General features: G+C 64.5%; 8 protein-coding genes and 4 pseudogenes. 1 reads left to right on the top strand and 11 read right to left on the bottom strand.

Annotated elements, in window-relative coordinates:
* Positions 1-2: 2 nt before the first annotated feature.
* The 4 genes and pseudogenes from ACIBEI_RS12820 to ACIBEI_RS12805 form a co-directional block, all read right to left on the bottom strand.
* Complete coding sequence (locus ACIBEI_RS12820) at positions 3-1997, bottom strand: YcaO-like family protein (protein WP_398887977.1); 1995 nt, start codon at positions 1995-1997, stop codon at positions 3-5.
* A gap of 99 nt (positions 1998-2096) precedes the next feature.
* Positions 2097-2222, bottom strand: a complete 126-nt coding sequence (locus ACIBEI_RS12815; RefSeq protein WP_360766132.1) for a hypothetical protein — start codon at positions 2220-2222, stop codon at positions 2097-2099.
* A 1349-nt stretch (positions 2223-3571) separates the two neighbouring features.
* Positions 3572-4315: pseudogene (locus ACIBEI_RS12810) on the bottom strand (IS5 family transposase).
* Between the two features lie 179 nt (positions 4316-4494).
* A pseudogene (locus tag ACIBEI_RS12805) lies at positions 4495-5016 on the bottom strand (transposase family protein); the annotation flags it as partial.
* Between the two features lie 282 nt (positions 5017-5298).
* Between ACIBEI_RS12805 and ACIBEI_RS12800 the strand changes: the two are divergent.
* A complete protein-coding gene (locus ACIBEI_RS12800; protein WP_398887974.1) occupies positions 5299-6084 on the top strand; it encodes a BTAD domain-containing putative transcriptional regulator in 786 nt (261 codons plus the stop codon).
* Here the strand turns inward: ACIBEI_RS12800 and ACIBEI_RS12795 are convergent.
* The 7 genes and pseudogenes from ACIBEI_RS12795 to ACIBEI_RS12765 form a co-directional block, all read right to left on the bottom strand.
* The gene (locus ACIBEI_RS12795; protein ID WP_398887972.1) at positions 6074-9430 is read right to left on the bottom strand and encodes a BTAD domain-containing putative transcriptional regulator; all 3357 of its coding nucleotides are present in this window, start codon (positions 9428-9430) and stop codon (positions 6074-6076) included. The two genes, ACIBEI_RS12800 and ACIBEI_RS12795, sit on opposite strands and share 11 nt — an antisense overlap.
* 310 nt (positions 9431-9740) lie before the next feature.
* The gene (locus ACIBEI_RS12790; RefSeq protein ID WP_398888324.1) at positions 9741-10049 is read right to left on the bottom strand and encodes a VOC family protein; all 309 of its coding nucleotides are present in this window, start codon (positions 10047-10049) and stop codon (positions 9741-9743) included.
* 8 nt (positions 10050-10057) lie between these two features.
* Positions 10058-10168: pseudogene (locus tag ACIBEI_RS12785) on the bottom strand (hypothetical protein); the annotation flags it as partial.
* Positions 10169-10194: 26 nt separating this feature from the next.
* Positions 10195-10612 (bottom strand): annotated as a pseudogene (locus ACIBEI_RS12780) (DUF664 domain-containing protein).
* A gap of 180 nt (positions 10613-10792) precedes the next feature.
* Positions 10793-11914 carry an ABC transporter ATP-binding protein gene (locus ACIBEI_RS12775; protein ID WP_398887970.1) on the bottom strand — a complete coding sequence of 374 codons (1122 nt, stop codon included), beginning with the start codon at positions 11912-11914 and terminating at the stop codon, positions 10793-10795.
* Between the two features lie 12 nt (positions 11915-11926).
* Positions 11927-12988, bottom strand: coding sequence for an ABC transporter ATP-binding protein (locus tag ACIBEI_RS12770; protein ID WP_189837450.1), 1062 nt, complete (start codon positions 12986-12988; stop codon positions 11927-11929).
* Between the two features lie 10 nt (positions 12989-12998).
* Positions 12999-13976 (bottom strand): ABC transporter permease, encoded by a 978-nt coding sequence (locus ACIBEI_RS12765; RefSeq protein ID WP_398887967.1) that lies wholly within the window; start codon positions 13974-13976, stop codon positions 12999-13001.
* Positions 13977-14002 lie beyond the last annotated feature (26 nt).

Genomic DNA, 14002 nt, shown 5'->3' with positions numbered 1-14002 from the left:
TCCTACGCATAAGCCATGGGCTCCTCACGGACCGTTGAAGTCGTGCAGGGCCATCCAAGGCTTTCGGCCACCCTCCTGAAGCGTCCACTGCCGAGCGGAGGGAATGCTGTCGGGAAGTTCGGAATCATCCCCGGAACGATCACGCGGTATACGGAGTAACCACACACCGCCACATCAGGAGTGGTGAGCTCCACGGCATAGGCCTCGAACCCTTCACGCCGCAACAGGTCCAGATAGCGCCGATAGTCACGTGCCCCGCGCGGTGACTCGGATCCGAGCTGCTTCGGATCGTCCGGCGTCCATGGAACATCCCATTTGAAGGTCCGTGGATCCAGGTATGCCTGCAATTGCGGCCACAGCTCGCCTATCCTGCGGTAGTTGCTCCCCAAGCTTTCCAGATACCGTCTGTCGGCACGATGAGGTACCACCGTTTGCATGTCCGGGTACCGCCGCATCAGTCCCCAGAACGATCCGTCGGGGTCTTGCATGTCTTCCAGCGCGTGCAGCAGACCAAAGGCCTCCAGGAAGCTCTTCATGATCGCCCGTTCGGGAGTGTTCCGGCAGGCGAACCCCATCGCGGTAGTTTTCCGCTGACTGTCCCGGACACATGCCATCGCAACCGGCAGATCGAATTGGTTTTCGATCATTACGATGTCGGTTGAAAGGGTGTCGGGCAGCGCAGCAAAACGCCACTCCTCTGCCAACGGAATAGAGGTTCGCGGCAGCTTTGCCCCAGAGAGCCACCAAGCCATCATGGAGTCGCGTTCCACGATTTCCTCAAGCGCGTTCGCGATGGCCTGATCAGCAGATCTACCAGAGGCGATTCCCGGGTAGAACGCTGGATGGAGCGGTGGTTCGGCGTACGAGTCACTTATGTTCCAATTCACGTAGACAAGGGAGGCGGGAAGCCAACTCGGCTCTCTCGAGCCAAGCTTGAATCCTTGCACCCAGCTGGTCTGTGTCGTCCGTGTAAAGGGAAGGAAAGGGAAGCCTGGTTCGCCGTGTTGCTCGTCCGAGAAGAACTCAAGCAGGTTTGGATCGAGCGCCGACTCCCCCTGTGCGATGAGGTCCTCGTAGCAAGTCGTGCGTATAGCAGTTCTGCCTATGTAGTTGCCGCAGTACCGCTCGATCCCTTCGGCTATTGCGATGGCATGCGCGCCGGCCTCGTCATCCCACGTGCATCCACCATTGATGAGATTGTTGGCCCACGGCAGAATACGCCCCATATCGGACGCCCGGCTTTGAGTCAGTATCATGCCGACGGGGAGCGGAACCAAAGCTGGAATACTGTCGGTTGAAACGACAATTCCAGTTTGCGCATCGACCAGATCGCCCTCCTGGTGCCGAATTCCACTGCTGCCACGCTGCGGATTCCGAAGTACAACATGCTCGTGAACCGAACGGTCCCGGAAGCGCAGGACACGTACGCGGTCCAGCACGGTCCGGTCGGCCTTCCCGCTGGAAAGCCTGAAAGCAACTTCTGCCACGTGCCGGGCAACCCATGCGAGATCATTTTGATCGTAAGCCGAGGTGACAGCTGGCTGCGCTGTCTCTCGTACCCACTTCCTCCGATCGGGCGCGGCCGCAACCAGTCGATCAAGGTAATCCTGAATCGTGGCGGTATCCAGGTCTCCGATTCGACATGGGCCAATATGCACCCTACTGGTATCAAGCACAACAGGAATGTGCCATCCAGAACGCTCCATCATGTCGGCGAGCTGTTCTCGATCCCAGTCGTAGATGACAGAGACAGTCAGTTCTTCTTGACCCGTCCACTGAACGCAGGTTTCCAGATGCTGGGAAAGCTCGCCTTGAGGATCATCCACACGAACATTCCCCGAGAGCTCCTGAGGTGATCCGACCCCGAAATGCTGGAGGCCACGCTCGGTGATTTTTATTGCAGCGTCTCGGGGCGAAGTAGAAACCAGTTTCCTTGAACCGTCGGAGACGCTTACGAGGCAGGCCCCGTCGTCCAACTGCCGTATGGAGAATTGCATCTGGTCCTCAACCTTGGAGTGAACCGCTTTCGATGTAGGTGATCGGGTGTATCACCCGCCGCCCATGGCAGCAGGTGATACACCCGATCGAGTGGCGGATTACTCCGGCCAGTCGTACTGGACGGCAACGGCGACGTTGTTGTTGGCCGGCGCCACCAGGCCAGTCTCCGCGGACTCGAACACAGAGTCCCAGTCCTGAACCTCGATGATCTCTTCGCGCTCCATTTTGTTTCCTCCTATCCCGCTCACTACGGACCTCTTAATCGGATGAGGCCCTCTCGGTTGCGACGAGAGGAAACTAACTTGCCATTCGCGAATTCCACAAGGGCTTGATCAGCTCCCGACCCCGCACGAATGGCCGAAATCTCGCTCTTGCTCTGCACTTTCTCAATGGTTCACGACGCCGAGATAGCAATCAGGGTTGTCCCGAAAAGCAGCCGGTATTACGTGAAGTGATCTTGGTGCAACCGAAACGTGTCGAGGAGCTAGGGCCAGGGTGCGATTAGGGTGTCCGCGATCTTGCCTCGTCACCGGTTCTCGGCGAACGTGCAGGTCATCGTCGCTGCGGACACCTGCCAGGTGATGGCCGCGCTCTGTCCACTCCCGGGCATCCCGCTTTGCGAACGCTTGACAGGACTCCGGTCCCGCAGCGCAGGGCCATGGGGCGACGGTTCTCGGCGTGGGCACCGGCGGGAACACCGGAGATGTGTTGCCGTACGCGGCACCGTCCGGACGTCCGCTGCAGAAAGAATGTGAACGACACCGGCACAGAGCACCACCCAGTCGAGCACGCCATCATTCGGCCGACGAACACAAAATCCTTCGCGGCTGCCGCTACCCGGCATCCGGAAGCCCGTACGCTGTGACCCGGAGATTTACGGGACAGCGACGTTTGTGGTCACCAGCGTCGGACCGTCGTGCACAGCACGGCTCGCTGCTTTGAGTCCTCGCCGCTTTGGCGAAATGATGCCCGCGTTATGTCAGGAATAGGAGACTCGTTCCGCAAGGGTCGATGCCGAGTTGGCGGATGTCATACTTCACTCAGGTTGGACTCGCGGTGTCCGATGGTCGGATCCCATCGTGACGCGCGCTGAGACCGGCGGACGGCAGTCAGCCCTCGACGAGGCGAGCTCGGTCCTGGATCCTTCGCAGCCCGCAGCGAGCGCAAGGTCGTCACAGTGCGGCCCACGAGGCGCGACGGCGCACCCTGTACCGTTCCCCGCCGGAAGGACATCCTCGCAGCTGTCAGGGCTCAGAGAGATGGACCAGTGCCCCGTGGAAGTGCTGCGCATGCACAGCCTCCTGCATGCGTGCGCAGCTCCCGCCCAGACCTCCGTACCTCCCACGCCAGGGAACTCCTCGCGCGGGGAAGCGCCCGCCTACTCAGGCCGTGCGCTCCCGGAGCCCTGAGTCAGGGCGTACGCCGTCCTAAGGATTCTTGGCAACTGCAGCCTCAAGAACGAGAGGATTCATCTCGCTCTGCTCGACATTGCCTGCCCGCTCAACCTCGTCCGTGCCGGGTGACGAAATCAGCGCTGACACGGCTACCCGGCCCCCGGCACCACTTGAAGGTCCTAACAAAGGCGTTGGACGTGGCGGTGGGTGATGAGGCAGGTGGCGAGGCCGAGGAAGGCTTCGTGGATGTCGTCGCGTCGTTCCCAGCGGGTCCGCAGGCGGCGGAAGCTTTGCAACCAGGCGACCGTGCGCTCGACCACGTAACGGAAGATGCCGAGGCCGGAGCCGTTTTCCGTGCCTCGTTCAGCGATCACCGGGCGGATGCTGCGCTGCCACGGAAGGCGCCTGTACTTGTCGTGGTCGTAGCCGCGGTCGGCGAGGAGCGCGTCGGGTGGGTGTCTGGCCGGCCATCGACATCGGCCACGGCGGGGATCCTGTCGAGCAGAGGCAGGAGTCGGATGACGTCGTTGCGGTTGCCGCCGGTGCCCTGGCCGTCGGTGAGGACATGGTGCTTGCTGCCCGGTCGTGCGCGGCCGACCGGGCTGGGCCCGCTTTTGGGCCCCGCCGAGCGGCCCGCACGTGGGAGGAGTCGATCACCGCCCACGACCAGTCCAGCTTCTTCAGCGGCACCAGGTGCAGTTCGTCCCAGACCCCGGCTCGTTCCACGCGTCCAGGCGCCGCAAGCAGGTCATGCCCATGCCGAAGCCCAGCTCCTGCGGCAGGTACTCCCACTGGATGCCGGTGCGCAGCATGAACAGGATCCCGCACAGCGCCTGCCGGTCCGGCACCCGTGGCCGGCCCTCCACCACCTTCGGCTCCGGCAGCAACGGCTCAACGAGCGACGACAGTTCATCCGACACGATCCACGGCCGCGACTGATGTCTCCCCGCAGCCAAACCAACGACCACCCCAGCCGAAAATCACATGACCAGCAGCTTCTGTTAGGGCCTCTTGGGGCGCATACACCGCCGGGCCGGGTGGAGGCGCGAGAAACTCAGCCTGGCCGCGCTCTCAGCAATGCGGGGTGATCAGGTGGAGGACTCCAACCGACGTCGCTGATCACCAGGGCCTTGCCAACAGCGGCCATGACGCCGATGCCTCGCGATCGTCGTCGTTAACCAGGCACAGGCCGCCCAAGGGCGACGACGAGCCGCGTATCGGCGTCGATGACAACATGGTGAAGGGTGGCGTGCCCGTAATTCTCTGACTGCCCGTGGTCCTCCGTGGGCACCCAGGTGCCGTCCACGATCAACATCGTCTGCTTGCGGAACCGTTTGCTCGGCCGGAGCGCGAGCGACGGACCGAGGTGGTCGATGATGCGGTCCGCGGCGGACTTTGAAACACCGAAGAGCGCAGCGAGCTGACGTAGTGTCAGGTCCGTCCGCCAGTACGCCGCCACCAAAAGTACCCGGTTCTCCAGCGACAGGCTCCACGGGCGTCCCCGCCGTACCTGGTCGACGCCCTCACGCCGCAATGCGGCCACCAGCCCGCCGAAACCGTGCGGGCCCAACCCGGTGAGCGCTGCTATCCAAGATGGCTCAGCCGCCGTCAGCAGACCAGGCACGAGGAGGTCAACTCGCTCTTGAGCAGCAGCTACGGCACAGTTTAGGGACGACCTTCAGCGCTTGCTTCACGTTTCCAGTCTCCGAGACAGGTCTGTTCGCCTTCTGCCCGTGATCTGTCCCGGATCTGTCTGCAGCGTTGGCACCGGCATACCGTGATGGTCGTCACCCTCATCGTCGAAGGTATCCATTTCCGACACCAATTGACGTGCGGGATCCATGCGCCATCCGTGCGGACGAGATGCACTCTGTCGACAGCCGTCTCGTGAAATGCAGGTGTCAGCATGAAGGTGCAAGTCCTTGGTTGCGTGGAAGTACGGAAGTCCGCGGGCAGCAGGATCTCGCTTCCTGACGGGGCCAGACGCCTTCTCGCCGGACTGTCGTGGGCGCCGAACGACTTCGTTGCGGACGAGCAGGTGATCGAGCGAGTCTGGGAACGCGACACTGCGCAGCACCCTCAGCAGGCCCTCTACAACGTTGCCGCTCGCCTGAGAAAGGCTCTGCGGTGTTTGGGGAATGCCGGCGACGTCGAACTGACCCGGCGACGTGGCGGATACATCCTCGTGGTCGACGAAGCAGCTGTGGATCTCTCACGTTTTCGCATGCTCGCTCAGCAGGCCAAGGATGCCGGACGCCGAGGAGAGGACGAGACCGCGCTGAAACTCTACGGCGAGGCCCTGTCCCTGTGGCGAGGCGAGCCCTTCTCCGAGATCAAGACGCCCTGGGCGGACTCGGTGCGTGCCACACTCCGGCACGAGCGCCGGGACGCGCTGGGGAGAAGCGCCGAACTGGGGCTCCGCTCAGGACGCCACGAAGAGTACGTCCCCGCTCTGCATCAGTTGGCCGCAGCACATCCATGGGACGAAAAGGTTGCCGCGCTGCTCATGCTCGCCTTGTACCGGAGCGGACGGCAAGGCGAGGCTCTGCGTCAGTTCCGCCTCATCCGCTCGACGCTGGTCGATGTCACTGGCGACGAGCCTGGTCAGGAGCTACGTGACTTGCATGATCAGATGTTGCGCAGGGACCCGTGCCTGCGGGACACAACGGCGTGGAGCGCCGTCACACGGTGAAGTGCTCGGCCAGGTACAGCGCAAGCCGAGACTCGGCGTCATTCGGCAGTCGCCGGTTTCGCGCCCGTGACCCGTACTCGCCACGAGGCCTCTTGGCTGACGGACTCGACGGAATGGCCGCTTGGTGGTGTTCAGGCGTGCCGATATCGGCGAACAGAGTCCTGGCTTCGCGCTTTCTGGCCTGTGCGGCAGGTATCTCACCCCTGGCCTCGTGGATGGCCGCCAGGACCATCAAGGCACGGGCCTGCAACAGCTGCTGGCCGGAAGAGTCCGCGCAGTCGATGGCGTCACTCGCCGCCTCGAATGCCTTCGCGAACTCGCCGGCGCCCATGAGGATCACCGCGGACAGCACGTGAATGCGTGGAAGCGTCAACGGGCTGCTCGCCGCCGCCAGTTGCGCACCCTGGTCGAGATGGCCAAGCGCGGCGTCCGTATCTCCCAGGGCATGATCCACGGCCGCCTGCGCCAACAGCATCTCCACAAGTCCCGCGCTGTGACCAGTTTCATCGAGGATCTCGCGAGCAGCGGTGAGATGACGGATCGCTTCGTCGACGTGATTCCGACTCAACTCGACTGAAGCGAGCCCCACCAACGAGTCGACCTGGCAGTTGCGGTTCTCCGCGCGTCTGGCAACGGTCAGGGCATCCTCATACGCAAGGACCGCCCGCTCGTCTCGTCCCGCGTCACGATGGACTCGTCCCAGAGCCTCCAGAGTCACGGCCTCGGCATAGGCGGAACCGGAATCCTGGGAGATCCCGAACGACTCCCTCAAAGCCGCCATCGCTTCCTTCAGCTTCGCCTGTTTCTGCAGGACCAGGCCGAGGTTCACCAGTGCCATGGCATGCAAGTGCTTCAGGGGTTGCCCAGCGGAGGAAACCAGCGGTAGGGCCGACAGCAAGGCGCTCTCCGCCTCTGCGAGTCTCCCCAGGACATGGGCGGCAGATGCCATGTTGATCAGGATCACGGCTTCGCCGCGGGAGTTGCCGAGTTCGCGGTAAATGGCGATCGAGCGTCGATAGTGAGGCAACGCACGCTCCGGGGCCCCGAGCATCTTGACGGTAACCCCTATGCCTTGGAGGCTCGCAGCCTCGCCGTGCTGCCATCCGGAACTGCGCGCAAGGTTCTGCGCGCTTTCGTATTCGCCCAGGGCACCCGTCAGATCCCCCAATCGCCATCGGGCATGCCCGAGCGAGAGGGACATGGTCGCCTGTCCGATCTCGTCACCTCCGCCTTCGGCGGCGCTCCGGACCAGTTCAGCCAGGCGTATCCACTCGGACATCGGACGGCGATGGTGCAAGAGGTCCTGCAGCGCATCCACGAGTCGCCACGCGTAGTGCAAGGGTCCACGCTCGGCTGCGTGGCTGACCGCGGCGGCTATGTCGTCCCATTCAGAGTCGAACCAGGCGTAGGCATCCTCACTGTTGCTGAACTCTCTGGGCGCTGCTCCTTCGACTGCCTCGATGCGGTGTTGTGAGACGTAGAGGCCACACGTCTTTGCAACGTTCCCGATACCACCGAGATAGTGATGGAGCAGTCGCTCAATTGCGGCGTGCCGCTCCGGCGGACCGTCTTCGGCCAACGCTCGCTGGCCAGCGTACTCATGGACCAAATCGTGCCAGGTGAACCGGCCGCCCTCGACCTCCTGGAGGAGGTGCACGCGTGCCGCGACACGCAACAGGTCTCCCATTCGCGCGACGTCCAAGTTCGCACAAGCGGCAGCGGCGCTGGTCGAGCGCCCCGTGCCGGGCGTCAGGCCCAGACTGCGGAAGGCGCGCCCCGCATCCGCGGGCAGAGTGCCGTATGACAGATCCAGGGCCGCCCGCACGGCGACGTTGTCCTCGCCCTCTACGTGCAGCCGGGCCAAGCGGCCACGGTCGGCGAGTTCGCTTACATAGCTGCGTATGCTGTCCGGGCGCCGGTCTCCGAGCCAGGAACCTGCGACACACAGTGCCAGGGGCAGGTGGTCGCACAGCTCTGCGAGGCGCGCCGCGGCGGCCGGGTCAGCGGCCACAACCTCACGGCCGGCTGCCTCACTGATGAGTTCCAGGGCTTCGCTGCTCTTGAGCACACCACAGGTCAGTCTGTACGCCCCGTCCAGAGTGACCAACCCGCTCAACTTGGCGCGGCTGGTGACCAGAGTCAACGCTCCCCCAGTACCGGGAAGCAGCTGACGGGCGTAGGACGGATCAGCCACGTCGTCAAGGAAGACGAGTGCGCGACGGTCTGCCAGGAGTGTGCGGTACAGAGCCGTCTGGGCGTCAAGGCCAACCGGTATGTCACGTGGCCCGCATCCCAGTCCCTGCAGCAACAGTGGAACTGCCTCCTGCGGCGTCATGGGGTCGGCGTCGTCGAAACCCCGCATGTCAAGAAAGAGCTGTCCGTCCGGAAACGCGTCCGCCGTACGGTGCGCCCATTGGAGTCCGAGTGCCGTCTTGCCAACTCCTGCCGGTCCCACGATCAATGCGATCGGTGCGGCGTTGCGACGGCAGTCGTCCAGAACACCGAGCTCCTCCTCCCGTCCAACGAAGCGGCCAGTGGCGGGGGGCAGTTGCCGTGGAGTCCGGGGCTGTTTGGTCCGAATTGCCGATCGGGTCGGCCTGTGCACTGCGGTCTCACCGGCCAGCAGCCGCTGATGAATGACGTTGGTTTCGGCCGAAGGCTCTATGCCCAGTTCTTCGATGGTGCGGTCGCGCAGACGCGCGTAGACCTGAAGCGCTTCGGAGGTGCGACCGTCCAGTTGAAGAGCTTGCATGAGCAAGGCATGTGGGTGTTCACGAAGAGGGTGAGCTGCTGTCAGCTGCACGAGTTCGGCTACGGCGCCGCGGTGCCGCCCCAGGACGATCTCCGCCTCAGCCCTGCCCTCGAGCGCGGTGAGATGAAGCTCTCTCAGGTGCTCTCGCTCTGCCGCTGCGGACAGATCCGGCAGCGGATCTCCGCGCCACAGGGTGAGGGCGCGCTCATGGCACGCGCAAGCCCTCTCCCAATCTCCGCGTGCCGCAGCGGCCGAACCGTCCTTGATCTGAGTCTCGAACTCGAGAAGATCCAGCTCGTCAGCGGTGGCGGACATCAGATAGCCCGGGGACTGCGTTCTCAGCAGGTGTGCGCCTGCCGGGCCGAAGGCGCGTCGTACTTCGGCGACAAGAGCGCGGACCCGCGCCGCCGCTGCCTGGGGCAGGTGCTCGTTCCAGACGTAATGGATCACTCGGTCAACGGACACAACGTGGTTGGCGTTGAGGAGTAATACGGCGCACAGGGCACGCTGACGCCCCGTGAGGCGGACAGCGCGGCTGTCCACTTCGGCTTCCAGGGGGCCCAGCAAGCGGAAGTGAGACCGGGAGGAGGACATGCACAGACGTTAATCGAGGGACGCATGCCGAGCAATGTGATCGTTCCCAGTACCAAGACCCTCGCCAGAGCCCGAAATCACCTGGCTTTCCGGTCATACGCCACATTCGGGAGGAGTGCCGAATCGCCAGTAAAAGCTGTCCCGCCGACCGTCCCGGACCGCGCGAAATCACACTGCTCGTCATGGTGTTCCAGGGGGAACTGGAACCATGAAGTTCTTGGATTGCCCCGAATTACGCGGAGTCCGATCTCGATCCGTTCGGGCGGCCTTGCGGTCAGCCACATGGAAAGAATCGGGCCTCACGCTCGCGTCAGTCCCCTTCTCCGCGTTCCACGCAGAATTCATTGCCCTCAGGGTCGGCCAGCGCCACCCAGCCTCGCCCGTCGGGTCGCGTCCGGTCCGTTGTCAGCCGTGCCCCGAGCGCGACGGCCCGCTCGACCTCCGCCTCCCGGGTGCGCCCCTGGAGCCACAGGGCGAAGTGGATACGGTTCTTGCCGTCTTGCCCTCCGGGACCCGGACGAAGAGCAGCGCCGGACCGCCGTCGGGATCCTTGAGCATCGCCTCCAGGTCGCGGGGCTTGTCGCCGTCGGCCAGCGGCCGCTCGAGCAACTCGCTCCAGAACAGCCCGAGTTCGTAAGGGTCTCCGGTGCAGTCGAAGGTGATGCAGCGGATGGCGGGGTTCAACTGGTTCAACTGGCTCCTCCAGGGGCCTTGTCGCGAGTCAACGCTGGAACGCATGTCCTCGCCCGGAGCGCACGCCGTCGCTAGGTGCCGGTTCGCCCGTCGACCAGTTCACGGACGTCGAGGTGGCCGTTGTGGCGGGAGCTCTCCTCGATGAAGTGGAGGACCACCCAGCGGAGGTCGACGTACCGGCCGTCCCTGACGGGGCGCCTGGCCGCTGTGTTCAGGTCGTGGTCCGCCAGCAGGCGGCAGTGGCGGCCGCTCTGTTCCTCGTACTCGGCAAGGAGTTGGGGCAGCGGGATGTCGACGGCGATCCGCACCCGCCGCAGATGGCTGATCAGCCCGCACAGCATCATCAGCGGAGACCCCGGAAGCGGTGCCTTGCGCGCGTCCTGCGGCGTCACACCCTCGCGCTTGGCGCGCGGTGTCCCGTACGTAGTCGAGGAAGGTGGCCAGGTGCGTGCGCTCGTCCCAGGCAGGTGGCGTGTCGGTTCGATTCATCGCAGGGGACCATCACCGACGGCCGGAGGGATGTCGAACGATTAACTCGCGAGGGCCGGGCTGTCGGCTCGCAGAGCGCGGGCGTACGTCCCCACGCTCACCGCCTTCCGGGGACCGGGCGGGAGCCCCACGCTCCCGCCAGTCCCGAAACCAGCCCCGCGCCCTGCTCCGGGCACCGCCCTACTTGGAGTCCTCCGCGTCCTTCTCCAGCGCCGCCAACGCCGGGTCCAGGACGATGTCCTCGTCGCGGGCCTCAGTCGTAGGGTCCTCCGGAAAGTGACAGGCAGTCAGATGCCCCGCACGATTGCCGGATATCTGCACCAGCGGAGGCTCCTCCGTGGCGCACTTGTCCTGAGCCTTCCAACAACGCGTACGGAACCGGCAACCACTCGGCGGATGAATCGGCGAGGGCACGTCCCCGGAGAGCCGGATCCGCTCCCGGTCCTCGACCTCGTCGTCGAGCGTGACCTCCGGAACCGCCGACAGCAGAGCATGCGTGTAAGGATGCCGCGGCCGGTTGTAGATGGAGTCCCGGTCCCCGACCTCCACCACCTTGCCGAGGTACATCACCGCGAGCCGCTGTGAGAAGTGCCGCACGATCGCCAGGTCGTGGGCGATGAAGAGGAAGGCGATGCCCATCTCTTCCTGAACCTTCTGCAGCAGGTTGACGACCTGCGCCTGGATCGACACGTCCAGCGCCGACACCGGCTCGTCGGCCACGATCAGCTTCGGGTTCAAAGCCAGCGCGCGGGCCACACCGATGCGCTGGCGCTGACCACCGGAGAACTCGTGCGGGAAGCGGTTGTAGTGCTCGGGGTTGAGACCGACCAGTTCCAGAAGTTCCCGTACGCGCGTCTCCCGGCCGCCCTTCGGGTTGATCCCGTTGACCTCCATCGGCGACTTGATGATCGTGCCGACGGTCTGCCGCGGGTTCAGCGAGGAGTACGGGTCCTGGAAGATCATCTGGATCTCGGACCGTACGGGCGCGATCTGCTTGCGCGAGGCGTGCGTGATGTCCTGGCCCGCGTACGTGATCTTTCCGGCGGTCGGTTCCAGGAGGCGGGTGATCAGTCGGCCCGTCGTCGACTTGCCGCAGCCGGACTCGCCGACCAGGCCGACGCTCTCGCCGACGCCGACGGTCAGGTCGACCCCGTCCACGGCCTGCACGGCTCCAACCTTACGCTTGATCGGGAATCCGCCGTAGATCGGGAAGTGCTTGGTCAGGCCCTCGACGGAGAGCAGCGGTTCGCCGGCTCCGTCGATGGGGCCCTGCGGCTTCGGCAGGGTGAGTTTGTCGCTCATGTCTCGTTCTCCCTAGCCCAGCCGGGGTTTGATCTGCTCGATGAAAAAGGTCGACTTCTGCGCCGCGTCGAGGTGACAGGCGGAGCCCCGGCCCTCGGGCAGCTGCGGCCGCTCGTCGGTGCAGCGGGTTCCGCCGACCTCGGCGGTGAAGCCGCAGCGCGGGTGGAAGGGGCAGCCCGACGGCGGGTTCAGCAGGCTGGGCGGGGAGCCGGGGATCGGCGTGAGCGCCTGCGCGGTGTCACCGCCGAGTCGCGGCATGGAGCTCAGCAGGCCCCAGGTGTAGGGGTGCTGGGGGTTGCGCAGCACCTCGCGGACGGTGCCGCGTTCCACGGCCCGCCCCGAGTACATCACCAGCAGGTCGTCGGCCATCTTGGAGATGACGCCGAGGTCGTGGGTGATGAAGATGATCGCCGAGCCGAACTCCTGCTGGAGGTCCTTGAGCAGATCGAGGATCTGCGCCTGGACGGTAACGTCCAGGGCCGTGGTCGGCTCGTCCGCGATCAGCAGGTCGGGGTCGCAGATCAGCGCCATGGCGATCATCGCGCGCTGGCGCATACCGCCCGAGAACTGGTGCGGATAGTCGTTGAAGCGCGTGGCGGGCTGCGGGATGCCGACCTTGTCGAGCATCTCGATGGCCCGCACCTTCGCCTCCTTCTTGGAGGCTCCGGTGTGCTTCATGAACGGTTCCGCGATCTGCCGGCCCACCGTGTAGTACGGCGAGAGCGCGGTCAGCGGGTCCTGGAAGATCATCGCGACCTTGTTGCCGCGAAGCTTCTCCATCTCCTTCTCGGTCGCCGTGACCAGCTCCTTGCCGTCCAGGACGATCTCGCCCTCGACGGTGGAGGTCTTCGGGTTGTGCAGGCCGAGGACGGTCAGGTTGGTGACGGACTTGCCGGAGCCCGACTCGCCCACGATGCCGAGCGTCTTGCCTCGTTCGACGTCGAAGGAGAGCCCGTCGACCGCCTTCACAATGCCGTCCTCGGTGGAGAACCGCACCCGCAGGTCGCGGACCGAGAGGAAGGACTCCGGCCCGCTCGGGGCCTTCGCGCCTTCGGTCTTGGTCAGTGTGGTCACGGTATTTCTCCTAGGCGAGGCGCACGCGCGGGTCGATGTAGGCGTAGGCGAGGTCCACGATGATGTTCAGGATCAGGATGAAGAAGGCCCCGAACAGCATGACGCCCATCGTCAGCGGAAGGTCCTTGGTCAGCGAGCCGTTGACCGCGAGACGCCCGATACCGGCGAGGTCGAAGGTGAACTCCGTGACCACCGCGCCCGAGAGGAGCGCGCTGAGGTCCATGCCGATGATCGTGACGATGGGGATGAGTGAACCGCGCCACGCGTAGCGGAAGAAGACGTACCGCTGTCGCATGCCCTTGGCGCGGGCGGTGCGGACGTGCTCCTCCTGCAGCTGCTCGATCATGGTCGAGCGTGCCATACGCGTGTACTGGGCGGTGAAGATCGTGGCCATCACGGCCCAGGGGATCAACATGCCCATGAACCACTCGGCCGGGTTCTCCGTGAACGAGACGTACTTGGGGAAGTCCAGCCAGCCGGTGTTGTAGACGAGGATGCTGAGGACGATCGGGCCCAGGAAGTAGATCTGGAACGAGCTGAGCACCATCGACGAGCCGCTGACCACCTTGTCGAGGGCGGTACCGCGCTTCCAGGCGGCCATCAGACCCGTACCGAGGCCGAAGAGCAGGAAGATCACCAGGCCGCCGACGGTCAGCGAGAGCGTCAGCGGGAAGCGGTCCATGATGGAGTCCCAGACGAAGTCGCCGCTGCTGAACGAGACGCCCAGGCACGGGGCGGAGCAGTGTCCCTGCGGGAAGTCCCGGCCGGACACGATGCCCATCATGAATTCCCAGAACTGGGTGGTGATGGGCTTGTCGAGGCCGAGGTTCTCGCGGATGACCGCGATGTTCTCGGGGGAACAGTTCTTGCCACAGGACAGCTGCGCGAAGTCCTGGGGGATCGTATAGAACAGGAAGAACGTGAAGGCGCCGATCAGGAACATGATCACAACGGCGCCGCTCAGCCTGCGGATGAGGAACTGAAGCATGGCGGGTGGGTGCTCTCTTCGAAACG

Origin of the sequence: Streptomyces sp. NPDC050988 (assembly GCF_044456225.1) — a bacterium.
Classification (GTDB): domain Bacteria; phylum Actinomycetota; class Actinomycetes; order Streptomycetales; family Streptomycetaceae; genus Streptomyces.
This window is presented reverse-complemented; position numbering and strand designations above follow the sequence as displayed.